The sequence below is a fragment of the Franzmannia pantelleriensis genome (assembly GCF_900102875.1).
Lineage (GTDB): Bacteria > Pseudomonadota > Gammaproteobacteria > Pseudomonadales > Halomonadaceae > Franzmannia > Franzmannia pantelleriensis.
Genome location: NZ_FNGH01000004.1, coordinates 223,362 through 247,813, shown reverse-complemented (window position 1 = coordinate 247,813; position 24,452 = coordinate 223,362). Strand labels below are relative to the sequence as shown.

At 66.2% G+C, this 24,452-nt stretch carries 20 protein-coding genes and 1 other RNA gene; 14 read left to right on the top strand and 7 right to left on the bottom strand.

Features of this window, described 5'->3' with window-relative positions:
• Positions 1 to 2: 2 nt before the first annotated feature.
• Both dnaX and ffs read right to left on the bottom strand, forming a co-directional pair.
• Positions 3 to 2,024 (bottom strand): DNA polymerase III subunit gamma/tau, encoded by a 2,022-nt coding sequence (dnaX, locus tag BLT16_RS06890; RefSeq protein WP_089657789.1) that lies wholly within the window; start codon positions 2,022 to 2,024, stop codon positions 3 to 5.
• Positions 2,025 to 2,183: 159 nt separating this feature from the next.
• Positions 2,184 to 2,280: signal recognition particle sRNA small type (ffs, locus tag BLT16_RS06885), an RNA gene on the bottom strand.
• A 252-nt stretch (positions 2,281 to 2,532) separates the two neighbouring features.
• On the opposite strand from ffs, the gene BLT16_RS06880 reads away from it, so the two are divergent.
• Positions 2,533 to 3,756 (top strand): ATP-grasp domain-containing protein, encoded by a 1,224-nt coding sequence (locus BLT16_RS06880; protein WP_089657788.1) that lies wholly within the window; start codon positions 2,533 to 2,535, stop codon positions 3,754 to 3,756.
• Positions 3,757 to 3,787: 31 nt separating this feature from the next.
• Positions 3,788 to 5,833, top strand: coding sequence for a hypothetical protein (locus BLT16_RS06875; RefSeq protein WP_089657787.1), 2,046 nt, complete (start codon positions 3,788 to 3,790; stop codon positions 5,831 to 5,833).
• On the opposite strand, the gene BLT16_RS06870 is transcribed toward BLT16_RS06875, so the two are convergent.
• Positions 5,834 to 6,913 (bottom strand): AbrB family transcriptional regulator, encoded by a 1,080-nt coding sequence (locus BLT16_RS06870; RefSeq protein ID WP_089657786.1) that lies wholly within the window; start codon positions 6,911 to 6,913, stop codon positions 5,834 to 5,836.
• Between the two features lie 109 nt (positions 6,914 to 7,022).
• On the opposite strand from BLT16_RS06870, the gene BLT16_RS06865 reads away from it, so the two are divergent.
• A complete protein-coding gene (locus BLT16_RS06865) occupies positions 7,023 to 7,799 on the top strand; it encodes a TlyA family RNA methyltransferase (protein WP_089657785.1) in 777 nt (258 codons plus the stop codon).
• A gap of 10 nt (positions 7,800 to 7,809) precedes the next feature.
• On the opposite strand, the gene BLT16_RS06860 is transcribed toward BLT16_RS06865, so the two are convergent.
• Positions 7,810 to 8,751 (bottom strand): LysR substrate-binding domain-containing protein, encoded by a 942-nt coding sequence (locus tag BLT16_RS06860; RefSeq protein WP_089657784.1) that lies wholly within the window; start codon positions 8,749 to 8,751, stop codon positions 7,810 to 7,812.
• Positions 8,752 to 8,871: 120 nt separating this feature from the next.
• Here BLT16_RS06860 and BLT16_RS06855 point away from each other — a divergent pair, with 120 nt between their 5' ends.
• From BLT16_RS06855 to BLT16_RS06840, 4 genes are all read left to right on the top strand, one after another.
• Positions 8,872 to 9,744, top strand: coding sequence for a pirin family protein (locus BLT16_RS06855; protein ID WP_089657783.1), 873 nt, complete (start codon positions 8,872 to 8,874; stop codon positions 9,742 to 9,744).
• Positions 9,745 to 9,819: 75 nt separating this feature from the next.
• Entirely contained in the window at positions 9,820 to 10,446 is a 627-nt protein-coding gene (ycaC, locus tag BLT16_RS06850) for an isochorismate family cysteine hydrolase YcaC (RefSeq protein WP_089657782.1), read from the top strand.
• 109 nt (positions 10,447 to 10,555) lie between these two features.
• The gene (locus tag BLT16_RS06845; protein WP_089657781.1) at positions 10,556 to 11,497 is read left to right on the top strand and encodes a pirin family protein; all 942 of its coding nucleotides are present in this window, start codon (positions 10,556 to 10,558) and stop codon (positions 11,495 to 11,497) included.
• Between the two features lie 31 nt (positions 11,498 to 11,528).
• The gene (locus BLT16_RS06840) at positions 11,529 to 12,110 is read left to right on the top strand and encodes an antibiotic biosynthesis monooxygenase (protein ID WP_089657780.1); all 582 of its coding nucleotides are present in this window, start codon (positions 11,529 to 11,531) and stop codon (positions 12,108 to 12,110) included.
• Positions 12,111 to 12,130: 20 nt separating this feature from the next.
• On the opposite strand, the gene mscK is transcribed toward BLT16_RS06840, so the two are convergent.
• Entirely contained in the window at positions 12,131 to 15,466 is a 3,336-nt protein-coding gene (gene mscK / locus BLT16_RS06835; RefSeq protein ID WP_281243295.1) for a mechanosensitive channel MscK, read from the bottom strand.
• Positions 15,467 to 15,669: 203 nt separating this feature from the next.
• On the opposite strand from mscK, the gene BLT16_RS06830 reads away from it, so the two are divergent.
• The 4 genes from BLT16_RS06830 (at position 15,670) to BLT16_RS06815 (ending at position 17,807) form a co-directional block, all read left to right on the top strand.
• Positions 15,670 to 16,701 (top strand): phospholipase A, encoded by a 1,032-nt coding sequence (locus BLT16_RS06830; protein WP_089657849.1) that lies wholly within the window; start codon positions 15,670 to 15,672, stop codon positions 16,699 to 16,701.
• Positions 16,702 to 16,784: 83 nt separating this feature from the next.
• On the top strand, positions 16,785 to 17,117 hold the full coding sequence (locus BLT16_RS06825; protein WP_089657779.1) for an ElaB/YgaM/YqjD family protein: 333 nt from the start codon (positions 16,785 to 16,787) through the stop codon (positions 17,115 to 17,117).
• A complete protein-coding gene (locus BLT16_RS06820; protein WP_089657778.1) occupies positions 17,117 to 17,509 on the top strand; it encodes a phage holin family protein in 393 nt (130 codons plus the stop codon). Before BLT16_RS06825 ends, BLT16_RS06820 begins: the two co-directional genes overlap by 1 nt.
• Positions 17,499 to 17,807 (top strand): YqjK family protein, encoded by a 309-nt coding sequence (locus tag BLT16_RS06815; protein WP_143025048.1) that lies wholly within the window; start codon positions 17,499 to 17,501, stop codon positions 17,805 to 17,807. The genes BLT16_RS06820 and BLT16_RS06815 overlap by 11 nt, the downstream gene beginning before the upstream one ends.
• A gap of 14 nt (positions 17,808 to 17,821) precedes the next feature.
• Here BLT16_RS06815 and BLT16_RS06810 read toward each other — a convergent pair whose 3' ends face one another.
• Positions 17,822 to 19,012: a BaiN/RdsA family NAD(P)/FAD-dependent oxidoreductase gene (locus tag BLT16_RS06810; RefSeq protein ID WP_089657776.1), complete on the bottom strand. Its 1,191-nt coding sequence runs from the start codon at positions 19,010 to 19,012 to the stop codon at positions 17,822 to 17,824.
• 265 nt (positions 19,013 to 19,277) lie between these two features.
• On the opposite strand from BLT16_RS06810, the gene BLT16_RS06805 reads away from it, so the two are divergent.
• The 3 genes from BLT16_RS06805 (at position 19,278) to BLT16_RS06795 (ending at position 23,987) form a co-directional block, all read left to right on the top strand.
• A complete protein-coding gene (locus BLT16_RS06805) occupies positions 19,278 to 20,372 on the top strand; it encodes an efflux RND transporter periplasmic adaptor subunit (protein ID WP_245701517.1) in 1,095 nt (364 codons plus the stop codon).
• Positions 20,372 to 23,500, top strand: coding sequence for an efflux RND transporter permease subunit (locus BLT16_RS06800; protein ID WP_089657774.1), 3,129 nt, complete (start codon positions 20,372 to 20,374; stop codon positions 23,498 to 23,500). The genes BLT16_RS06805 and BLT16_RS06800 overlap by 1 nt, the downstream gene beginning before the upstream one ends.
• Positions 23,501 to 23,573: 73 nt before the next feature.
• On the top strand, positions 23,574 to 23,987 hold the full coding sequence (locus BLT16_RS06795) for a SpoIIAA family protein (RefSeq protein WP_089657773.1): 414 nt from the start codon (positions 23,574 to 23,576) through the stop codon (positions 23,985 to 23,987).
• A 30-nt stretch (positions 23,988 to 24,017) separates the two neighbouring features.
• On the opposite strand, the gene BLT16_RS06790 is transcribed toward BLT16_RS06795, so the two are convergent.
• Positions 24,018 to 24,443, bottom strand: coding sequence for a DUF3617 domain-containing protein (locus BLT16_RS06790; protein WP_089657772.1), 426 nt, complete (start codon positions 24,441 to 24,443; stop codon positions 24,018 to 24,020).
• Between the last annotated feature and the right edge of the window lie 9 nt (positions 24,444 to 24,452).

Genomic DNA, 24,452 nt, shown 5'->3' with positions numbered 1-24,452 from the left:
GGTCAGCGCGCGGCTTCGCCGCTGCGCTGCTGTGGGGACACCGAGGCTTCCAGCAATCGGGCACCGAAGGCCTCGCGGAGTTCCTGTACGTGAGGGTCGGCCTCGAGCGACTGCACCGCGGCGGCATGCCGCTCGGCGTTGAGACGATCGGCCATGGCCCGCGGCGTCTCGATGCCGGGCGGCAATTCGCCGGGCTCGATGTTGACGCGGCGCGTTACGCCCAACGCGAGCAGCGCCTTCTCGACCCGCTCGACGTGGACCTCGGCATTCATCGCCGCCTGACTAGGGTCGAGCCTGAGCTGCAGACGCTGGCCGTCGTCGTGTTCGACCAGGCAGTGGGCGGCAAGGTTGCGCGTCAAACCGCCCAACCCCAGATCGTCGAAGCGTGCCAGCCAGGTCGCGTGGTCGACAGTCCCTTGAGGCTCCGCGGCAGTTGGCGAGTCACCGGCCGGCGTTGCAGATTCCTCGGACACCGGGGGCGACGGGTGGGTCTCTGTCACCGGCTCGGCCGCGACCTCATCGGCAACCGGCTCGTCAGGGACTGCGACCTGCTCGGCCGGCGCAGCGCTAACGGGTTCGGGGGCTGCAACCGACGGGGCTTGGCCAGCGGGCTCAGCGGCCGGCGCTTCCCACGGCGGCGGCTCGCTGGTCGGCGGCGCCGGGTCAACGGGAGGCGACTCGCTGGTCGGCGGCGCCGGGTCAACGGGAGGCGACTCGCTGGTCGGCGGCACCGGGTCTGCGGGGGGCGACTCGCTGGTCGGCGGCATCGGGTCAGCGGGGGGCGGCTCAGCAGCGCGCTCGGCACCGCCCGGCGCCGAGCCGGACTCGGGAACCTCAGCGGTTGCCGCAGGCGCACCGGGCTGCCCTTGAGTGGACGCAGTGTTGCTGATGGGCAGCGGCGTAGTCGCCGGCTTGGGCACCCCCTGGGGGCGAAAGGCCAGCATCCGCAGCAGCGTCATTTCCAGCGCGGTGCGGGTATCCGGCGCATGGTCCATGTCGCCACGGCCTTGCAGGCCGATCTGATAGTAGAGCTGGATGTCTTCGGGGGTGAAGCGTGTGGCCAGTGCCAGCAGCGTCTCGCGGTCGCCGTGGCCGTTATCCAGCGCGTCCGGGACCATCTGGGCCACCGCCAGCCGGTGCAGCGTACCCATCAGGTCGTCGAGCACGCCGGCGAAGTCGGGGCCCTGCTCGGCGAGTGCCGCCACCTCACTCAACACGCGTGCGGCATCGACCTCGGCCAGCGCCTCGACCAGGGCCAGCAGGTGGCCATGATCGAGGGTGCCGAGCATGGCCGCCACGTCGACCTGACGCACGACGCCCTGGCCGAAGGCGATGGCCTGGTCGGTGAGACTCATGGCATCGCGCATCGAGCCATCGGCAGCGCGCCCCAGTAGCCACAGCGCCGATTCATCGAACTCGACGCCTTCGGCACCCAGCACCTTGCCGAGATGCTCGACGATGCGCTCCGGCGGCATGTTCTTGAGCGTGAACTGCAGGCAGCGCGACAGCACCGTGACCGGCAGCTTCTGCGGGTCGGTGGTGGCAAGCAGGAACTTGACGTGGGGTGGCGGCTCTTCGAGGGTCTTGAGCAGCGCGTTGAAACTGTGGGTCGACAGCATGTGCACCTCATCGATGAGGTACACCTTGAAGCGCCCCTGGGTCGGGGCGTACTGCACATTGTCGAGTAGCTCGCGGGTATCTTCAACCTTGGTGCGCGAGGCGGCATCGACCTCGATCAGGTCAACGAAGCGGCCCTCGTCGATGGCTCGACAACTGTCACACTGGCCACAGGGCGTCGAGGTCACGGCAGTGTCGTCGTAACCGCCGGCGGTGCAATTCAGGCACTTGGCGAGAATTCGCGCCAGGGTGGTCTTGCCCACCCCGCGGGTACCGGTGAACAGATAGGCGTGGTGCAGGCGCCCCTGGTCAAGGGCATTGACCAGCGCACGCCGCACGTGATCCTGGCCGACCAGCTCGTGGAAGGTGCGCGGGCGCCACTTGCGGGCCAGTACCTGATAACTCATTGCGGGCAGAATCCTTGCGGCCGGGTTCACGACGGAAATAACGCCTGGCCGAGGCCAGCAAGCGCTGTCATGACAGGGACTTCATTCTAGCGGCTGGGACACGCAGGGGAAAGCGACGCCGACAGGTAGCCGGAACCGACCACCCAGATTGGAGGCGGCCCCCGACAGCCACATCCCGGCACACGCATCCACCACTACCGTTGCTCCCTTCCGGGCCTGGCGGGGTTCGCAGTTTAGCGTTGCGGGAGGACCGACGAGGGCCACCATAACGATCAGCCTGTGCACATCAGCTAAGCTACAAGAGCATGTGACCGGCCGAGCGAGGCGCACTATAACAGTGCCCCTCCGGCCTCGCAACCGCGCAGACACGCACGGAACCCCTGGGACCCATTAGCGTCGTATCGCCATGTGCCCACGCCGCCTTGTGGGCCCGCCGCGCTATCAAGTTCGTGTCACAGCGTGTAGCGTGTAAATACTCGTTCAACCAATTTCCAACGGAGGCACTACCATGACCAAGGACCCCAACAAGGGCTATATCGCGCTTCTGGGCTGGAGCTTGAGTGCCATCGAAGCCGCCGAGAACTTCGACCGCCGCTACGTGGTGGTGGCACCGGACTGGGCCGAGGAGTACTGCAAGAAGCACGACATTCCCTATGTGTCATGGAACTTCGAGCGCCTCAACGATCGTTCCATGGAGATCGCCGAGACCCTCAATGAGATGGGCGTCGATGTGGCTATCCCGCTCTATGAAGAGACCGTCGAATGGGCCGGCGCCATCAACTCGCTGCTGCTCGACAACCCGCGTCTCTATGGCCAGTCATTGCTGCTGCGCGACAAGGCGCTGATGAAGCGTCGTGCCCAGCTCGGCGGCATTCGCGTCGGCATTTTCGAGGAGGCCCACGACAAGGACGACGTGGTGCGCTTTCTCAAGCGGGTCAACCAGACCCTGCTCAAGCTCGACGGCGACCCCAATGACCCGATTCACCTCAAGGCCTTCGACAAGGCTGGCTGCCTGGGCCACCGGGTGATCCGCACCCCGGATGAGGTCGATACCATCCCCGACGAGGAGTTTCCGGTGCTGATGGAGTCCCACCTCGACGGCTGGGAGTTCGCCGTCGAGGCCTGGGTCCACGACGGTAAGATCGTGTTTCTCAACATCTCCGAATACGTGACCCTGGGCTACTCGGTGTTCGTGCCGGCCTCACCGGAGCTCGAGCAGTATCGGCCGCAGATCACCGCCCAGATCGAGAAGCTGATCAAGACCTTCGACATCGAATTCGGCCTGATCCACCCCGAGTACTTCGTGACCAGCGACGGCGAGATGTACTTCGGCGAGGTGGCCTACCGTCCACCAGGCTTCAAGGTCTTCGAGCTGCTCGAGCGGGTCTACGGCTTCAACGCCTATCAGGCCTCGATGCTGGTGTTCGACCCCAAGGCCAGCGCCGAGGAGGTCAAGGCGTTCTTCCCCAAGGAGGTCGAGGATGCCAACGGCTACGCCGGCTGCTTCGGGGTCTACCCGCGTCGGCGCGTGGTCAGCCGGCTGGAGATTCCCGAAGAGGTCGAGGACCATCCGTATTTCGAGTCCCACGAGCTGACGCCACCGATGGAAGAAACGGTGACCAAACGTACCGCCTTCGGCACCCACTGGGGGCTGATCTACTTCAAGGGCGAGGATCCTCACCAACTGCGTGACCTGCTCAAACACCAGGAGGATCTGGACTTCTATGTATAATCCCTGGCAGAGACCGGGATAAGGAGTCGGTGTGACCGAGCACCCAGAAACAAACAGTGCAACGCAGCCCCCGCCCGACGGGGACAAACTCACCGGCCTGCTGGTCAAGCTGGACGAGGCGATACAGCTGCTCGATGCGGCCCGCGACTTCGCCAAGCCGGGCAAGCTGGGGCGGGTGCTCGACACCGCACGCCGGGTGATGATGCAGCCCGGCGGTTGTGCGGCGATGGAGGCGCGTGCCGAAGCCCTCGAGACGGCCGGGCTGTTCCTCGGTTCCGACTGGGCGACGCCGCAGTACCTGGTGCCTTCGTTGACCACCCACGCGCTGAAGAGCGCCGACCCCAATAGCGTGGTGATCGAATCGCTCAGCGAGTTGCGGCTGCTGGCGGTGGCCATGGGCGACTATCGCCACCCGATGATTTCAGCCGAGCAGGCTCATCATTACCTGACCCAGGCGATGGCGCTGAATCTGTGGCTGCTGTTCGGCGCGCCCAGCGAAGCCGAGCGCGAGACCCAGGGGCGCCTGGCACAGCTACCGCGGCTGCTGTTCCAGCACCTCGCCGAGCGCATCGGCTACGAGCACATCATCGACCAGTTGATCGATGAGATCTGGCGCATCCTGCGCCAGCGCCCGCTGCAGGTGGAGCCGGTCAAGCAGATGATCACCCAGATCGCCATCTGTCAGGCCAATCCGGCCATCGACCTGGGGGCCAGTGGCCAGGGCGCAGACCGCCTGGTCAGCTCACTATTCGGGACGACCCAGGCGTGTCGCGAAGATCCGGGCATCGATATCTACCGGCAGCGTCTCGAGAGCATGGATCAATCCGCCCTGCAGTATGAAGCCAGCGGCTTCGCCCGTGCCATGCATGACACCGGCCTGGTGTCGCCTTACCACGCAGTGCTGATGCGCCATCTGTTGGAGCACAGCGACCATCTGCTGGCCGAGGCCATAGGCCTCTCCTCCACCGGCCGCGACTGCCTGCTGTGCTATCGAGAACTGGTCCATGCCCTGATTCGCAGCGGTGTCTATCCCGCCACGCCCCAGGCCATCTATGGCCTGGCGCTGATGCTCGAACGCGGCATTCTCTACCAGCCACCGGTGGCGCCGGCGATGTGGCGCCAGCTGGGATTGACGCTCTCGGAGTGGTCGCAGCAGCGCCTCAGCATGGCACACGGCGACGCGGTTTCGCCGCGGGCACGACTACTCGAGGGTGTGCTATGCATGCTGGGGCTGCCGCTGGGAGTGGGCCAGGGCAACAACCCCACCTGCCAGTCGGCCCGGGCGCTATCGATGTGGGCCTACAACGACCCCGACTATCTGCTGCAGATGGTTGCCTGGGCGGCACGTGATGACGAGATCGTGATGCACTTCGAGGGACAGCCGATCTCGTCTCGTGAAAGCCTGTCGGGCGTTGCCACCGAACTGCCCATGGACCTGGATGCCGTCTCGCTGCTGGTAGTGCCCCACCTCGACCGTATCTATGCCGAGATGGGCCGGCGCTGCATCGGCCGCGAGGGCGACCCGCACCGCTGGGTCAACCCCGAGTTCCACGGCTGGTGGTCGGGACGCGGCTTTCGCATCAATGTCGACGTGGCCACCGGCCAGCTCGATGGCCTCGAAGACTTCCTGCGCCACTTTTATGCTGCCTACCACCCCTATTACAACGGCAACCAGCCGCTGATCCATCCGCAGCCGGCGGGGATCGCGGTGACCGACAGCGCGGCGCGTTTCATCGGCTGGCACGCGATTACCCTGCTGCGGGTCAATCTCGACCCTCAGGACGTGATGCGTGTCTACTTCTACAACCCCAACAACGATAGCGGTCAGGACTGGGGTGACGAGGTCAAGGTCAGCACCGCCGGCAACGGCGAACGCTTCGGCGAGGCCTCGCTGCCCTTCGAGCAGCTCGCCTCACGGCTGTATATCTTCCACTTCGATCCGCTCGAGCGCGGCGAACTGGCCACCATCACTCAGCAGGAGCTCGACCGGGTGATCGGCCACGTCCACCGTAGCTGGGGTGCCGATAGGGTGCCGGCCACCGACCTGCAGGCCAGCCAGGGCGTCGACGGCGCCTGATCACTGCTTGCCCGGCGGCTGCGTTGCAGTCGGCCGGGCAGCATCCGGGTTGGCAAGAGGGTAGCGCCGCGCCAGATAGCGGGCCCAGAACGGCGCCACGATCATCAGCGCCACCATGCGCAGGATATGATGAAAGGCGACGAAGATCGGGTCGATGTCCAGCGCCACCGCGAGTATCGCCATCTCGCCGATGCCCCCCGGCGCCAGCGCTAGCAGCGCCACGTCCCGCGGCACCCCCAGCCAGCGGTGAATCAACTCGGCGAACAACGCCAGTACCAGCAGTGCCAACAGCGTCGCCAGGGCGGCCTGCCACAGGTATTTTCCGAAGCGGCGTCGCGAAAGTCCCCGGAACTTGCAGCCGATGGCACTCCCCAACCCCCATAGCATCACATTCATGCCCCACTCCGGCAGCTGCAGACTGGCCATATCGCTACCCGATAGCAGTGCGGCGAACGCCAGCGGCGCCAGCAGCGAGGCGCTCGGCAGGCGCAGCCAGTTGCCCAGCGGAATCAATAGCGGCAGCGTCAGCAGCATCCACAGGTGCGCAGCCGGCTCGCTGGCGGCCGCCTGGGTCGGCGCACTGCCACCCTCGAAGGCCCAGAACAGCGGCGGCAGCAGCAGAATCACCAGGATGATGCGCAGCGACTGGGCGACGGCGACCCGCTGCGGGTCACCGCCGCACTTCTCGCCAAGCAGGATCATGGTCGGCATCGCCCCCGGTGCCGAAGCGAACCAGGCGCTCACCGGATCGAAGCCGCAACGCCGATACCAGGCCGACGCCACCGCGGTGGACACTGCCACCCCCACCAGCAGCAGCGCCGCCGACAGCGGCCAGTCGAACACCCGCTCGGCCAGCTGCGGGGTGACCTGGCTGCCGAGTACCAGGCCCATCACGCCGAGGAAGGCCTCGCGCAGGCCCTCCGGGACGCGCACGTCGATGCCGCGCCCCGAGGCCAGCAGGTTGGCGGTGAGCGGGCCCAGCATCCACGGCAGCGGCAACCCGAGCAGCGCAAACAGCAGTCCACCAAAGGCGCCGATCCCCAGCGCACGTAATAAGGCCAACAGCGAGGCGTGGGACACCCGACGCTCCTTTTATTAACCGGCTAACGAATCCCCAGTATCGCACGTTCGGCGCCAGACATTGACAGTGGCACTATAATCAACCACCGAATCGCCTCAGGAAACCGCCATGCCGCGTCTCGACCAGCTACTCCTCAGCCAGGGCCTGGCCCGCTCCCGCACCCGCGCCCAGCGCCTGATCCGCCACGGCCGGGTCAGCCTGGAACGCGATGGCCGCGCGCTGACCAAACCCGGCGAGAAGCTGCCTGAGGGCGTGCGGCTGCGCGTCGAGGCGGACCCCGAGGAGCGCTACGTCTCACGCGCCGGCCTCAAGCTGGAGGCGCTGCTCGAGCACCTCGGGCTGGACCTTGCAGGGCGCGTGATCCTCGACGTGGGGCAATCCACCGGGGGGTTCAGCGACTGCGCGCTGCAGTTCGGCGCGCGGCATGTGATCGGCGTCGAGGTGGGCCACGACCAACTCGACCCGACGCTTCGCGACGACCCAAGGGTGACTTGCCTGGAGGGGCTCAACGCCCGGGCCATGGCCGATGATGCGCGCCTGGCCGCCGTCATCGCTGCCCAGGCGCCGAACGGCCTCGACTGTGCGGTGATGGATGTGTCGTTTATTTCACAAACGCTGATTCTGCCTCAGCTCGCCGCCCTGCTCCCCCCGGGCGGCGAGCTGCTGAGCCTGGTCAAGCCGCAGTTCGAAGTCGGCCCAGGCGGCGTCAACGCCCGCGGTATCGTCAGCGAGCCGGCGCGCTACGCCGAGGTCGAGGCACGTATCCGCGACTGCTGCGCAGCGCATGGGCTCGCGATCCGCCACTGGCAGGAGAGCCCGCTGCGCGGCGGCGACGGCAACCGAGAATTCCTGCTGCATGCCATTCACGAGATACCGCAGCGCTGAAACACTGGCATCAGGAGGCACCCTGCTGATGGCCCAGTGCCTGGAGCGTGGCGACGTCCTCCTCGGCGATCTGCTCGTCGAGAAAGTCGAGCAGCGCCCGCACTGCCGGCAGCAGCCCACGCCGCGAGGGGAAGACCGCATGCAATATCCCACCCCGCGGCTCCCAGCCCGGTAGCACGTCGACCAGGCGCCCCGCCTGGATATCCTCGGCGCCCACCAACAACCCCAGCTTGACCACCCCGAGCCCTTCCAGGGCGGCGGCATGCAGCGTCTCGGCGCTGTCGGTGACCAGGCGAGGGTGGTGGGGGATCTGCGCGCTGGCGCCATCGGGCCCCACCAGATCCCAGCAGTGACGATGGTCATGCTGCTCAAAGTCGAGGCTCGGTAAGCCGTTGAGGTCCGCCGGAGTGCGCGCTGGCGGACGCTCGCGGAAAAGCGCCGGCGCGGCCATCAGCCGCTGGGGGCTCGCCGCCAGCACCTTCATGGTCAGGTCGCTGTCCTCGAGGGGGGGAAAGCGTACCCGGATTGCCAGGTCGAAGCCCTCCTTGACCACGTCCACACGCCGGCTGGTCGCCTCTACCTGAACTTCGACTTTGGGGCACTGCGCCATGAAGCGCACCAGCAGCGGCGTGATCAAGTAGTGCAGCACGCTGGGCGAGCAGCTCAGCCGCACCGTGCCCTGGGGCTCGACGTGATGACGCTGGATCAGCTCCTCGGCGGCCTCCGCCTCCACCAGCATGGCGACGCAGTGGCGGTAGTAGGACTGGCCCAACTCGGTGACCGAGAAGTGCCGCGTGGAGCGCTGGATCAGGCGCGTGGCGAGCCGCTCCTCGAGCTGGGTGATGCGCCGACTCAGCTTCGACTTGGGAATGCCCAAGGCGCGTCCGGCCGGGGCGAAGCCGCCGTGGTCCACCACCTGCACGAAATAGTAGAGATCGTTGAGGTCCTGCATCTTGTTGTCCTACTAATGAAACACTGAGTGCTATTTTAGCCATCTAGTGGAAAGTTTGTTCATGAAATAGGCTTCTGATCATCGGGAGGATAGATCTCCCCACGATGACAGGAGGCCATGATGAAAAAGATCCAGGCAGTCTACGGTGCCCCGCACGGCCATTGGGTCGGCGACGGCTTCCCGGTGCGCTCGCTGCTCAGCTACGACCGCCTGGGCGCCGAGCACCTTAGCCCCTTCCTGCTGCTCGATCGTGCCGGCCCGCATCGCTTCGGGCCAACCCGCCACGCTCGCGGCGTCGGCGCCCATCCCCACCGGGGCTTCGAGACCGTGACTCTGGTCTACCAGGGAGCGCTGGAGCACCGGGACTCGGCGGGGCACGGCGGCCAGATCGGCGCAGGCGACGTACAGTGGATGACCGCCGGCGCCGGCATCGTCCACCAGGAGTACCACGCCCCGGCCTTCGCCGAGGCCGGCGGCATCCTCGAGATGGTGCAGCTGTGGGTCAACCTGCCGGCCCGGGACAAGTCCGCCCCAGCGGCCTACCAGACCCTGCTCGATGGCGAGATCCCGCGCGTCGAGCTGCCGAATGACGCCGGCCAGGTGCGGGTGGTGGCCGGCCGCTATCTTGATCGGGAGGGCCCGGCGCGCACCTTCACGCCCGTCAACGTCTGGGACCTGCGCCTGGTGGCCGGTGGCGATGTCCAGCTCGAGGTTCCCGAAGGCCATACCACCCTGCTGGTGGTGCTGGAGGGCACGCTGCTGGTCAACGGCGAGCGCATCGTGCGCGACGAGAGCGTGGTCAGCTTCGAGCGCCGTGGCGACACCCTGCACCTGGAGGCCAACAACGACGCCAAACTGCTGCTGCTGAGCGGCGAACCCATCGATGAACCCGTGGCGGGGCAAGGCCCCTTCGTGATGAATCACCAGGCCGAGCTCCACCAAGCCTTTGCCGACTTCCACGCCGGAAAGTTCGGCAACCCAAGGGGCGCATGAGTCGACTCGTGCCCCCGCTCCTGCCCGGCGATGACCGTCGGGCAGGTAACCCACGACCGCGAAAGGAGAACGATCATGTCCTTCACCTACAATCGACTAAACAAGGATGACGTGGCCCTGCTGATGGTAGACCACCAGGCCGGCCTGCTCTCCCTGGTGCGCGACTTCAGCCCGGACGACTTCAAGAACAATGTCCTCGCCCTGGCTGATATCGCCAAGTTCTTCGACATCCCCACCATCCTCACCACCAGCTTCGAGGATGGCCCCAATGGCCCCATGGTGCCTGAGCTCAAGGAGATGTTCCCCCAGGCGCCCTACTTCGCCCGCCCCGGACAGATCAACGCCTGGGACAACGAGGAGTTCGTCGCCGCCATCAAGGCCACCGGCAAGAAGCAGCTGCTGATCGCCGGGGTAGTCACCGAGGTGTGCGTGGCCTTCCCGACGCTCTCGGCCCTCGAGGAGGGCTATGAGGTCTTCGTGGTCACCGACGCCTCCGGCACCTTCAACCCCATCACCCGAGACGCTGCCTGGAACCGCATGTCCCAGGCCGGTGCCCAGCTGATGACCTGGTTCGCCGTCGGTGGTGAACTGCACCGCGACTGGCGCAACGATATCGAGGGCTTCGGCGGCCTGCTGGCCGGCCACCTGCCCGCCTACGCCAACCTGATGCAGAGCTATTCCCAGCAGAACCAACTGGGCTAGAGGCAACCGGCCAGGGCGGATCCCGCGCCCTGGCCGGTCACCGTTCGTACGCCAAGCGCCTATGCTATGAAGGCCAAGCCTCTCTCCTTCTCCACAGGAGTTCTCAACCATGAGCAATCTCGTCAACCAGCCCGAGCTCGCCACGTCCCTCGACTGCCCTGTCGTCGACGGCAAGCGCCAGGTGCAGCACGTCACGCCGCATAGCGCCGAAGTGGGCGGCATCCCCGTCAACCGCGCCCTGCCCCGCCGCCAGCGCCGCCTGATCGGCGCCTGGTGTTTCTTGGATCATATCGGCCCGGCCGACATCACGGCGGCGGAGGACGAACTCAAGGTCGGGCCCCATCCGCATATCGGCCTGCAGACCTTCACCTGGATGCTCGAGGGCGAGATCCTCCACCGCGACAGCCTCGGCACCGCCCAGGTGATCCGCCCCGGTCAGGTCAACCTGATGACCGCCGGCCGCGGCATCAGCCATACCGAAGAGTCGCGCTCCGGCGAGGCGCCCCTGCATGCCGCCCAGCTGTGGATCGCTCTGCCCGAGGCGGACCGCGCCACCGAGCCACGCTTTGACCACTACCCCACCCTGCCGCGCTGGCAAGAGGAGGGCACCGAGCTGACCCTGCTGGTGGGCGAGCTTGCCGGCCACCGCGCCCCGACCCTGACCTTCTCGCCCTTGATAGCCCTGGACCTGGCCAGCCCCGGGGGCAGTCTCTTGCGACTGCCACTCCGCGAGGACTTCGAGTACGGCCTGGTGGCTCTGGAGGGCGACCTGGAGATCGAAGGCGATACCTTCGCCACCCATGAGCTGGCCTACCTGGGCCGCGGCCGCGACGAGGTGACGCTGACGCTACCCGCCGGCGGCCGGGTCCTGCTGGTGGGCGGCGAACCCCTGGACGAGGAGATCCTGATCTGGTGGAACTTCGTCGGCCACAGCAAGGCCGAGATCATCGAGGCCCAGTGCGACTGGGAGGCCGAGAGCCCCCGGTTCGGCAGCATCCCCGAGTTCGACGGCCCACGGCTGACCGCCCCACCGCTGCCCTGGAAGGCCTGATTCACTTCTCGACTCCAGCCAAGGAGGCCCCATGAGCGACGCCACCCAGACCGTCGAGGACGCCCACTGCGACGGCGTCACCCTGCGTATCCACCACCGGGTCAACCCCCAGGCCCATGAACGCTACGAGACCTGGCTGCGCCAGATCATCGAGGCCGCCGGGCGCTTCCCCGGCCACCAGGGGGTGCATATCCTGCGCCCCCCGGCACAGGGCCAGGACTACGAGATCGCGGTGCGCTTCGCTAGCGAAGAAGACGCCCAGCGCTGGCGGGAGTCCAACGAGCGCCGGGAGCTGCTGGCGGTGATCCAGCCGGCACTCGCCCAGGACGAGCGCCTGGAGATCCTCAGTGGCATCGACTACTGGTTTACGCCCCCGGAGTCCGGCGCCAAGGTGCCGGTGCGCTGGAAGCAGTGGCTGGTCACCACGGCGGTGATCTGGCCCCTGACCATCCTGGTGCCGTTGCTATGGTGGCCGCTATTCCAGATCGCACCTGTGCTCGAGACCTGGGGCCTGCGCCATGGACTGGTGGCGGCCACCATTGTCGCCCTGGTGGTCTATGTGGTGATGCCTAGGGTGGTGCGCCAGGTCTCGTCCTGGCTGCACCGGCGTTAAGGCGTCCACGCTGGCCTCGTTCAGCGGCCGTCGGTGTCGATGTCCCCCGGGTCGCCCTTGGCCCCCGGCGGCGGGAAGGCGGGGTTGGTAACCTCCCCGCCGGCAACGCTCTGCACCTTCTGCGCTCCACCGCCACTGCGATGCAGCCAGACATCGAGCTGGTTGAAGGCAATGTCGATGCCGTGCTCCTCGAATAGCTCGCCGACCCGACAGTTGATCTCGTCGGTAGCGAATAGCCTGTCGCCCAGCGCGTTGACGAAGATGCGCAGCTCGAAGTTGAGGGTGCTGTCGCCGTAGTCCATGAAGAACACCTGAGGCTCCGGGTCGCTCATCACCCGCGGGTTCTCGTCGGCGGCCTGGCGCAGCAGGCGATGCACCAGGCGATGGTCGGAGCCATAGGCCACCCCGTAGTTGAGCACCACCCGGGTGACGCTGTCGGACAGCGACCAGTTGATCAACTGATCGGTGACGAAGGTCTTGTTGGGGATGATGATCTCCTTGCGGTCGAAGTCGGTCACCGTGGTGGCACGGATGCGGATCTTGCTCACCGTGCCGGTGAGGTTGCCGATAGTGATGGTGTCACCGATGCGCACCGGCCGCTCGAAGAGGATGATCAGGCCCGAGATGAAGTTGGCGAATATCTCCTGCAGACCGAAGCCGAGGCCCACGCCCAGTGCCGCCACCAGCCACTGCAGCTGGCTCCAGGCCACCCCCAGGGTCGCCAGCGACATCACCAGGCCGGTACCGACAATGGTGTAGGAGAGCAGCGAGGTAATCGCATAGGCACTGCCCTGCTTGAGGGTCAGCCGCGACAGCACCATCACTTCCAGCAGCCCCGGCAGGTTGCCGGCCAGCATCAGCGTCAGCCCAACGATGATCAGCGCAGTGACGATGTCCGACACCGAGACGGTACCCGCCACCAGCTCCGGACTGTCAGCGTCCGCGGCCTCCCATATCGCCACACGCTCGAGATAGCCGAGCACCGTCAGCAGGTCGGCCCAGACCACATAGAACAGCGCCGCAAAACCGATCAACAGGATCAGCTTGGACAGACGCAGCGACTGCTGATTGACCTGCTGCATGTCGAGGGGCGGCTCCTCGACCACTTCCAGACCGCCTTCGGCCCCCTCCTGCACCTGGGCGCGGCGTCGCATCAGCGCCCGGCGATAGGCCAGCCGTCGTGCCGCCACGGCCAGGCCACGCACCACCGCCGCTTCGACCAGAATCCATAGCCCCAGCAGGTAGAGGGTGATCACGAAGCGCCCCACCAGACTCAGCGCGGTGTACTCGAAGCCGGCAATGATCAACCCCAGCAGCAGCAGGGGCACAAACGCCAGCGCCAGCCCCAGCAGCAGGCGGAACAGCTTGACGCCAAAATAGGGAATATGCGCCAGGATCAAGCGCGCCAGCAGCACGCTCATCGCGACCAGCCCGGCTCCCAGTAGCGCCAACGCCAGGGGGCGCGAGGCCAGGGTTACCTCGGTATCGCGTATCAGCGGCGTGATCAGCAGCACCGGCACCAGCGCACCGCCCAACCATAGCAACAGCCAGCGCAGCCTGGCGGCATAGCCAGCCGGCCAGTAGAAGTGACGCATCGCCACACCATCCTTGACCAACAGCCGCCGCGACCAGGCGATAGTCGCCCAGGCCAGCGCCAGGTGCCACAGCGCGATGCCCAGCGCCACGACGATCCCCTCGCCGCTGGCTACCAAGCCGGTGCCGATCCCCGCCAACACCAGCGACATCGGCATCGCCAGCAGCGCGTTGAGCGCCACCGCCTGGGGCGTATGACCCTGGCTGTCACTGCGCAGTCGACCGATCTGATCGTTGAGCAACGCCAATCGCGCGCGGATGCGCCGTCGAGCCACCATCAGACCCGCCGCCAGCAGCAGAAAAGGGACGCCCAGCAGCGCACGTGGGCCCGGCACACTCCAGCGAGTGGGCAGCCCCTCGCGCCACTCCCCCTCGCGCCATTCGAGCATCAGGTTGGTCGGTAACTGGCGCAGCCAGCTCCAGTCCAGCGGCCGGCTATTGGCGACCCAGAACAGCTGCTCATCGATGGTGGCGCGCAGCGACTGCACATTCCCCAGCAACTGCTGCTGGTTCAACTGCAGTTCGATGCCGGTACTCAGCAGCTCACCGTAGGTCTGCTCGAGCTGGTCGACCAGCTCACGACGCGATTGATAAAGCCGCTGCAGGGAGTCGACCAGCTCTTCGGTGATCTCAATCCCCGCCTCCTCCAGGCGCTGGTTTGCCAGGCGTTCACCCTGACGCAACTGGTCGCGCTGACGGCCCAGATCGAACTGTCGCAAGCGAAGATCGGCAATTTCTTCCTGCAGGTCGCGACGCGCCGCCACCTGGGGCAGCGACTGGCGCTGTTCACGCAGGATCCGCGACAATAGCAAGCTGCCACGTACCGCGTTGATCTGCTCATTGAGACTGCGCTGCAGTTGGGTGACCTGATCGAGCTGGCTACGCACCGTAATGGCCTCACGCAGCAGGGCGTTGCGGCGATCATTGGCACGCAGCAGCTCCAGGCTCAAGTCGCGATTGATCTGCTGGGCACGCTCCAGCACCGGATGGCCGGCGGCAATCAACGGGTCGTCCCGCGCCGCATCGGCAATCGCCTGCTCGGCGGCCAGTCGACGCTGTCGGTCGATCACGCTCTGCAGCATCAGCAAGAGACTCTGCTGATGCTCGACCTGGGCGGTCAGCAGCTCGCGACGCTGCTGGGCAAGCTCGCGTAGACGGGTGTTCGAGCCCAGCTCACGCTGGTGAAGGTGCAGCTCGCGCTCCGCCAGCTGCCGCTCGGCGCGTAGCGCCAGCATGCGCGGGTCGTCGTTGGCGATATCTCGCCCGGCCAGCTCATCCAAGGCCCGGCGAGTCTGCTCGGCACGCTGCATGGCGTCGGGGATTGCCTGCTGAGCTCGCTCCGGCAGCGTCTGGGCCGTCAGCAACTGGGCATTGACGTCGGCCAGGCGGTCCTGAAGCCGCTGCAGTTCGCCAAGCGCCTCCTGCTGGCGATCCTCGAGCTCGGCCAGCGGACGATCGTCCAGATCCGTCGCCGAGAGTTGCGCCGCGGCCTGCTCTTCGTCCTGCAGTTCTCGCTCCAGGCGCATCAACTCGGCGGGGGCCTCCTGCAGCCGACGATCGAGAGCGGCAAGGCGCTCGTCGACCTCTGCCAGTCGCCGTACGGCATCCAAGGCATCCTCGAGGGCATCGCGCTGGCGCTGCTGAGCCTGGCTCAGGGGTTCGCCCTCGTCGGACTCGAGTTCGGCCAACTGTGCCTCGAGCTGCTCGACGCCGGGCAACTCGGCCAGTGCCGACGACGGCAGCCATGGCAACACCAGCAGCAGACAGGCTGCGAAAAAGAAGAGCGGGGCTCGTGTAACACGATAGATCACGGCATTCTCCGGACGGGACCGATAGCGGCCCTGGGACAGATTCTCGGTCCCGGACGTCGCCAAGGCAATCTCTTTGCCATCCAATGCATCGACAGTTGACTTGCCCTCCGGGCGTGGTAGAACGGTGGCTCGTACCCCCTTGTGAGCGCATGTTCATGACCCTGCTTCGCACCACTGCCGCCGTCGGCACCGCGCTGGCCATCCTCAGCCTGGTCGCCACGGCAGGGGCTCACGCCGACACCCGGCGTGCCGAGATCGAAAGCCGCATCGACGCCCTTCAGCAGGAGCTGGACAGCCTGCAGTCGGAGCTCGAGACGATCCCCGATGACAGCACCGCAAGCGCTGCGCCGGACGTCGACCAGACCGCAGCCGATACCCTGCAGCAGGCCCAGGAGCGACGTGAACTGGAACGCGAGTCGGACCGCAACCCGCTGGCCATTACCGCCTACCGGCGCAACTATCTGCTGCCGGTGAGCTACAACTCCCGTCAGAATCCCGAAAACTTTCGCTTCATCAGCGAGGAGAACGGGGTCGACGACGTCGAAGTCAAGTTCCAGTTCAGCGCCAAGGTCAACCTGATCGAGGGACTGTTCGGCGACCGCGCCGACCTGTATTTCGCCTACACCCAGCGCAGCTGGTGGCAAGCCTATAACTCCAACGCCTCATCCCCGTTTCGTGAGACCAACTACGAGCCCGAGGCCTTCCTGAGCTTCGATAACGATTCGCAGTTTTTAGGATGGACCAATACCCGCAACCGGTTGGCCTTCAACCACCTCTCCAATGGGCGGTCCACCGACCTCTCGCGCAGTTGGAACCGCCTCTACCTCGAGAGCACTTTTCAGCGCGGCGACTGGGCAGTGACCGTGACCCCGCACTGGCGGATTCCCGAGTCGGAAGGCGACGATGACAACCCGGATATCGACCGCTACATGGGCTACGGCGATATCGAGGTGGCGCATCGTTTCAATAACGACCACGAGGCCAGCATGCTGGTGCGCGGCAACCCCAGTGCCGGCAACATGGGCTCTCAGGTCGACTACTCCTGGCCGCTGTTCGGCAATATTCGCGGCCATGTCCAGTACTATGTGGGCTACGGCGAGAGCATGATCGACTACGACAACTCCAACCATCGCCTGAGTCTCGGTTTCAGCCTCAATCCGCTGTTTACCGGACGCCCGGAACTCTAACGCCACGCCACATCAGGCCCGATTGAAGTCGCATGGCGACCTGCTATGCTGGGAGCGTCATTCACCGTCAAAGGAAGACCCAGATGGCAAGCCGCAAACCCAATACCGATGCCAATACCGAACAGCTCAAGGCCGATCTGCACCACCTGACCCAGACCATCGAAGAGCTGGTCAACGCCACCGCCGACGACTCGCGCAGCAATATCAAGGAACTCCGCGAGCGCGCCGAGAAGCGTCTGCACGACACCCGTGACCGTCTCGAAGCCCGCGGCGAGCGCCTCTACGGCGAAGCCCGGGACTCGGTGCGCGACCAGGTCGACGCCTGCGACAAGTACGTCCACGACAATCCCTGGTCCAGTGTCGGCATCGCCGCCGCCGCCGGGGTGGTGATCGGGCTGCTGCTCGGGCGGCGCTGATGAGTCAAGGCCAGGGACCGGCCGAGCGGCTGTTCGGCGCGACCAAACGGCTGATCGCCAGCCTGCTCAGCAACGGCGAGGCGCGTCTGCGCCTCGCCGTCGTCGAGCTCGAAGAGGAGCGTGCGCGACTGGTCACCCTGCTGCTACTGGCGGGCATCAGCCTGCTGATGGTGATGCTGGGGCTGACCGTGCTAACGCTGTTCGTCGTGGTACTGTTCTGGGAGACCCACCGTCTGTTGGCGATAGCTGCCAGTGCCCTGGTACTACTCGGCGGCGGCCTGGCACTCGGCGCCTGGGTGATTCACCTGGCCAAGCGCCGCACCCTGCTTAAGAGCACCCTCAAGCATCTCGCCACCGATCGCGCACTGATGGAGACATCACGTGACGACTAAGGTCCCGCCCGCTCGCGTGCAGCGTCGCCAGCGCAAGGCCGAACTCGAAGCGCAAATCGAACAGCAGCGCGTCGAGATCATGGTCGATGCGGCCCGTTGGCGCGCCGCCAGCAGCGGCATCGACGACGGCTGGCGACAGTTACAGCGCTTCAAGGCCCCGCTCTATGCGCTGGGCGGCATGCTGCTGATACGCAGTGCCAAGCACCCTCGCTCGCTGGTACGCGTCGCCAAACGCGCCGCCGCCGGCTTCTTGCTGATGCGCCGAGCGCGGCGTCTGCTGCGCCTCACCCAGCGCTGAGCCCAGCATCGCGTTTATAGCGACTGCCCGCAGGCCACCCCCGAGGCCCACGCCCACTGGAAGTTATAGCCGCCCAGCTCGCCGGTGACGTCGAGCACCTCACCGATGAAGCGCAGCTGCGGCAGGTCGTCGACGGCAAACGTCTTGGAGGAGATCGCCTGGGTATCAACGCCACCCAGGGTTACCTCCGCGGTGCGCCAGCCTTCGGTGCCGGCGGGCTTGATACGCCAAGCGGACAGCCGCTGCTGCCAGGCCTCCAGCTCGGCGTTGGAGAGCTGGGCGAGCGTGGGCGACTCGCCGTACCACTCCCCGATGGCCGTGGCCAGGCGCCGAGGTAAGTGCTCACTCAGCCAGGTCACCAACTGACGCCGCGGCGTGTCGCGGCGCGCCGCGGCCAGCGCGCTCGGCACGTCGACCTCCGGCATCAGATCGATCTCCAACTCGTCGCCGGGCTGCCAATAGCTGGAGATCTGCAGCATCGCCGGCCCCGAAAGGCCGCGATGGGTAAACAGCAGCGGCTCGCGGTAGTTGCCATGGCGCCGGCCGTCGCGCCGACAGTGAACGCTCACCTCGCAGGCGACCCCGGCCAGGTCGTTGGCGCGCGCCTTCCACTGCGAGGTCAGGGTAAACGGCACCAGCGCCGGGCGGGTTTCGGTAACCGCCAGGCCGAACTGACGGGCGATATCGTAGCCAAACCCGCTGGCCCCCATGGTCGGGATCGACAGGCCGCCGCAGGCCACGACTACCGCGCCCGCCTCGATGACACCCTGCGAGGTGAGCAAGCGCATACCCTCGCCGCAGCGCTCGACCCGCGTCACCGAGGTCTTGAGCGCCACCTCGACGCCGGCCCAGTCGCACTCGGTGAGCAGCATGGCAACGATCTGCTTGGCCGAGTCGGCACAGAACAGCTGGCCGGGGGCCTTCTCCACGTAGTCGATGGCGTGGCGTTCCACCAGCTCGACGAAGTGTTCGGGTCGATAGCGCTTGAGCGCCGAGATGCAGAAGTGCGGGTTGCCCGAGAAGAAGTTCGCCGGCGTCGTCGCCATGTTGGTGAAGTTGCAGCGCCCGCCCCCCGACATCAGGATCTTCTTGCCAGCCTTGTTGGCATGATCGATCACCAGCACCCGCCGCCCGGCATAGCCGGCGGTCAGAGCACACATCAGACCAGCGGCACCGGCACCGATCACAACGACATCGTAGGTCATGGGCAGGCGGGCTCCCGTACATGGCCTCTTGGTGAGGCACGTTGGCTAAGGCGCGGCATTCTAGCAAGCTAGCCTCTGGGCGTCGCCCCGTTGAGCCGAACTGAACTTATACCAACAAAAACATTCTGTACAATTATCGCATCACCCAATAAGGTCGCTAAAAGACCTCATTCTTGTCACATTCCCGGACCGAGTGATAAGTAGCCTAATGACAGGGGGAGCACAGGAGGTGCGCCTGCCGACTCATCGACCATGTAGAGACATCATGACCCGGATATCGATGGCGCCTCGCGCCTGGCTGACGCTTGCCCTGACGCTCTCCCTGCCGCTGTTCAGCGCTCTCGCCCTGGCCGACGAGCGCACCGCGGTAATTGGCGCCCGCGCCGAGCAGCAGCGCTGGTCCGACCCCCTCGAGGCCCTTGGCACCCTGCGCGCCGACGAGAGCGTGACGCTCTCCGCCACCGTCACCGAGATCGTCAGCGCGCTGAACTTCATGGATGGCGAGGAGGTCGAGGCTGGCCAGCTGCTGGTACAGCTGGATGACAGCGAGGAGCAGGCCCAGCTGCGTGCCGCCCAGGCGCTGCGTGACGAGCGCCGCAACGCCGTCTCCCGCGCCTCGCAGCTGGAGTCGCGCAATCTCGGCTCGCGGGCCGACGTCGAGGACAGCCAGGCACGGCTGCGCCAGGTCGAGGCCGAGATCGAGGCCATCGAGGCGCGCTTGTCGAGTCACCGCATTCGCGCCCCCTTCGACGGCGTGGTGGGCTTTCGCAATATCAGCAGCGGCGCGCTGGTGACACCGGGCATGGAGCTGGTGACCCTCGACAAGCTCGACGTGGTCAAGCTCGACTTCAGCGTTCCCGAAGTGTACCTGGCGATCCTGCGTCCCGGTTTGAGCCTCAGCGCCCACAGCGTGGCCTTCCCCGACGAGCGATTCGAGGGCGAAGTGGCGAGCATTGGCGCCCGGGTCGACCCGGTTACCCGCAGCGTCCAGGTGCGCGCCGCGTTCGACAACCCCGACCTGATCCTGCGCCCCGGCATGCTGATGGAAGTGGTGCTGCAGCGTAGCCCACGCGACGCCGTGGTGGTGGCCGAGAGCGTGCTGGTGCCAAGCGGCGAGCGGCAGTATGTGATGCTCATCGACGAGGAAGACGCCAACCGCATCAGCCGCCATGAGATCGTGATCGGCGAGCGCCGCGCCGGCCAGGTGGAAGTCCTGGAGGGGCTCGAGCCCGGTGACCTAGTGGTCGGCCACGGCGTGCAGCGGGTCCGCGACGGCGACCGGGTGCGGCTACTGGGTATTGCCGACGACGAACACTCGATCCGCGAGATCCTCGAGCAACACCGCGGGGATGACGCCTGATGCGCTTATCGGATGTCTCGGTTCAACGCCCGGTACTGGCCACGGTCCTCGCCCTGCTGATCGTGGCCTTCGGTTTTCTGGCCCTCGAGCGGCTGCCGCTGCAGGAGTACCCCTCCATCGATCCGCCGGTGGTCAGCATCGATACCCGCTATCCCGGGGCCTCAGCCAGCGTGGTCGAAACCCGTATCACCCAGGTGCTCGAAGATCGCATCGCCGGCGTCGAGGGCATCCAGCTGATCACCTCCTCCAGCGAGGACGGCCGCTCGCGGATCAATATCGAATTCGGCCTGGAGATGGACATCGATGCCGCCGCCAACGATATCCGAGACCGCATCTCCGGCGCCCTGCGCAACCTGCCCGACGAGGCCGACCCGCCCGAGGTGCAGAAGGCCGACAGCAGCGAGGACGTGATCCTGTGGCTGAGCCTCTCGGGCGAGGACTTCAGCATTCCCGAACTCACCGACTATGCCAACCGCAACCTGGTCGACCGCTTCTCGGTGCAGCCCGGCGTAGCGCGGGTACGCGTCGGCGGCGGGCGCGACTACGCCATGCGCGTGTGGCTCGACCGCAACGCCCTGGCGGCGCGCGGTCTCACCGCCGGCGACGTGGAGGATGCGCTGCGCGCCGAGAACGTCGAGCTGCCGGCGGGCTCCATCGAGTCCGACGACCGCCAGTTCGTGGTGCGCCTGCCGCGCAGCTTCGCCACGCCGGACAACTTCCGCGCCCTGGCGCTGTCGCGCAGCGACGACTATATCGTGCGCCTGGGTGACGTGGCACGCATCGAGATCGGCTCGGTGGAGGACCGCTCGGTGTTCCGCGCCAACGGCGTGCCGATGGTCGGGCTGGGCATGATCAAGCAGTCCACGGCCAACGTGCTGGAAGTGTCGGAAGGCGTCACCGCCGAGATGGAGCGCCTCCAGGACACCCTGCCGGAAGGCATGGAACTGCGCATGAACTTCGACTCCTCGGTGTTCGTCTCCGGCGCCATCCAGCAGGTGGTGATCACCCTGTTCATCGCCATGGGCCTGGTGGTGGTGGTGATCTTCATGTTCCTGGGCAACCTGCGCACCACCCTGGTGCCGGCGGTGACCGTGCCGATTGCGCTGATCGGCGCCTTCATCGCGCTGGCCGCGCTGGGGTTCTCGATCAACCTGCTGACGCTGCTGGCCCTGGTGCTGGCCATCGGCCTGATCGTCGACGATGCCATCGTGGTGCTCGAGAACATCAACCGCCGCATGCAGGCCTACGGCGAGACACCGCTGGTAGCGGCCTTCCGCGGCACCCGCCAGATCGCCTTCGCGGTGATCGCCACGACCCTGGTGCTGATCGCCGTGTTCGTCCCACTGAGCATGCTGCAGGGCGACATCGGCCGGCTGTTCTCGGAGTTCGCGCTGACCCTGGCCGCCGCGGTGGCCATCTCGAGCCTGCTGGCGCTGACCCTGACGCCGATGATGGCGTCGAAGATTCTCAGCCCCAACATGCAGGAGGGTCGGCTGGCCCACGCCGTGCAGGCGCTGCTCGAGTTCAGTCAGCGCCTCTATCGGCGCATCCTGCTCCGGGTACTCAAGCTGCGCCTGCTGGTGCTGGCGCTGTTCATCGCCCTGGTGGCAGGCACCGGCTGGCTGGCCAGCGTCCTGCCCAACGAGTACACCCCCCAGGAGGACCGTGGCAACTTCATCATCCTGGTCAATGGTCCCGAAGGGGCGACCTTCGACTACATCATGGACTACATGGACGAGATCGAGACTCGCCTCGAGCCGATGGTCGAGTCGGGTGAGCTGGAGCGGGTAGTGATTCGCGCGCCGCGCGGCTTCGGCAATATCGAGAACTTCAATAACGGCTTCGTGATCGTCAACATGGCCGACTGGGGCAGTCGCCGTAGTGCCTGGGAGATCATGGACGAGGTGCGTGCCAAGCTGCGCGACCTGCCCGGAGTGACCGCCTCGCCGGTGATGCGCCAGGGCTTCGGCCAGCGTATCCAGAAGCCAGTGCAGTTCGTACTCGGCGGCGGCACCTACGACCAGCTCGCCGAGTGGCGAGACACCATGTTCGAGCATATCCGCGAGCACAATCCGCGCCTTACCGCGCTGGACAGCAACTATCAGGAAACTCAGCCGCAGCTGCGCGTCGACATCAACTACGAGCGCGCCGCCTCGCTGGGCGTCACCGTGACCGAGATCGGCCGCACCTTGGAGACCCTGCTGGGCGGACGCAACGTGACCCGCTACGTCGACGACGGCGAAGAGTACGACGTGATCCTCGAGGGCGACCGCAGCGCCCAGCGCAGCCCCCGCTCGCTGGACAACATTCAGGTGCGCTCGCAGCGCTCTGGCGAGCTGATCCCGCTGGCCAGTCTGGTCACCCTGACCGACTTCGCCGGCCCCAGCACCTTGAGCCGCTTCAACCGAGTGCGCTCGATCACCCTCGAGGCCAACCTGGCGGGAGACTACCCACTCGGCGAGGCCCTCGACTACCTGCAGCAGACCGCTGACGAGATCCTGCCCGCCGAGGCCCAGACCGACGTCGACGGCCCGTCGCGGGACTTCCAGGAAGCCAGCGGCGCCACCACCTTCCTGCTGCTGCTTGGGGCGCTGGTGGTCTTCCTGGTGTTGGCCGCCCAGTTCGAGAGTTTCGTGCACCCCTTCGTGATCATGCTCACCGTACCGCTGGCGATGAGCGGCGCGCTGCTGGGGCTATTCCTCACCGGCCAGTCGCTCAACATCTACAGCCAGGTGGGACTGGTGATGCTGATCGGCCTGGCTGCCAAGAACGGCATCCTGATCGTCGAGTTCGTCAACCAGTTGCGCGACCAGGGCGTGGCCTTCCAGGAGGCGCTGGTGGATGCCGCTGTCACTCGCCTGCGCCCGATCCTGATGACCGCCGTGACCACCATGGCCGGCTCGATCCCGTTGATCGTTTCCAGCGGTGCCGGCGCCGAGACGCGCCTGGTGATCGGCACCGTAATCATGTGCGGGGTGGCGGCGGCGACCCTGTTCACGCTGTTCGTGGTCCCCGTGGCTTACGATCTGCTGGCGCGTAATACCGGTTCGCCGGGTGACGTGCAGCGCCGCCTGCAGCGCGAAATGGACGACCATCACACCCCCGAACCAGCGCCCGAGGCACGCTGAGTGTCGGGGCTGCTATGCTGCTGTTGAGACCCGCCGCCGGCATCCTGCGACGGGTCCAACCGGAGGGCATGAGATGATCGAACTACTCCCGTCAGGTGCCGCCCACCTGGTCGCGATGCGCGTCAGCGGCCGCGTCGATGGCAACGATCTACAGACCATCATCGACGCCATCGAGGCGGCCAAGCATCAGCATCCGCGCATCAGCTTTTATGTCGAGCTCGACCAGATGCGCTGGATGACCGCCACCGCGCTACTGCGCGACGTCGGCTACGGGCTGACGCAGCTGAGTGAGCTGTCGCACTACTACCGCGCCGCGGTAGTCAGCGACAAGCGCTGGGTGAGGCGCCTGGTGCGCCTCGAGGATCGGCTGTTCCGCTCACTGGAGATGCGCGTATTTCCCACGCATCAGCACGACACCGCACTGGAGTGGGCAAGGCATCTGCCAGAGGCACCCGAGCCTGCCGTGGCGGGCGCCGCGGCAGGCTGAGGCCGGCCGCTGAGTCGCGGCCGGCGCGACTCAGCAGTCGCCGAGCCGTTCGCCTTCCATGCTGGTGTTCATGACCATGTCGCCCATCGGCGTGGTGGTCTCGACCCGCATGTCGCCCTCCATGCGCTCTTCAAAGTAGCGCATCTCGCCCTCGACCATGGCTTCACCGCCATCGCCCTGACACGACATCCGATAGCTCATGCGCTCACTGCTGGCGTCCTGCTCGAGAAATTCACAGCCTTCCTCTTCCTGAACAAAGGCGGCGTTGGCCTCATCGATGGCGTCCTGGGTCAGGCACTCGCGATGGGTATCGGTTTCATCGGGGATCGGGAAATCGCCCTCCACCGTGGTGGTACTGGTGAACTCCCATTCCCCCGGCGTGAGGTTGGGGGATTCCGCCAGCGCGGCAAGGGGAAACGCGATCAGTAGTGCAGATGCAAGGGCGCGTAGTAGCATGGAACAATC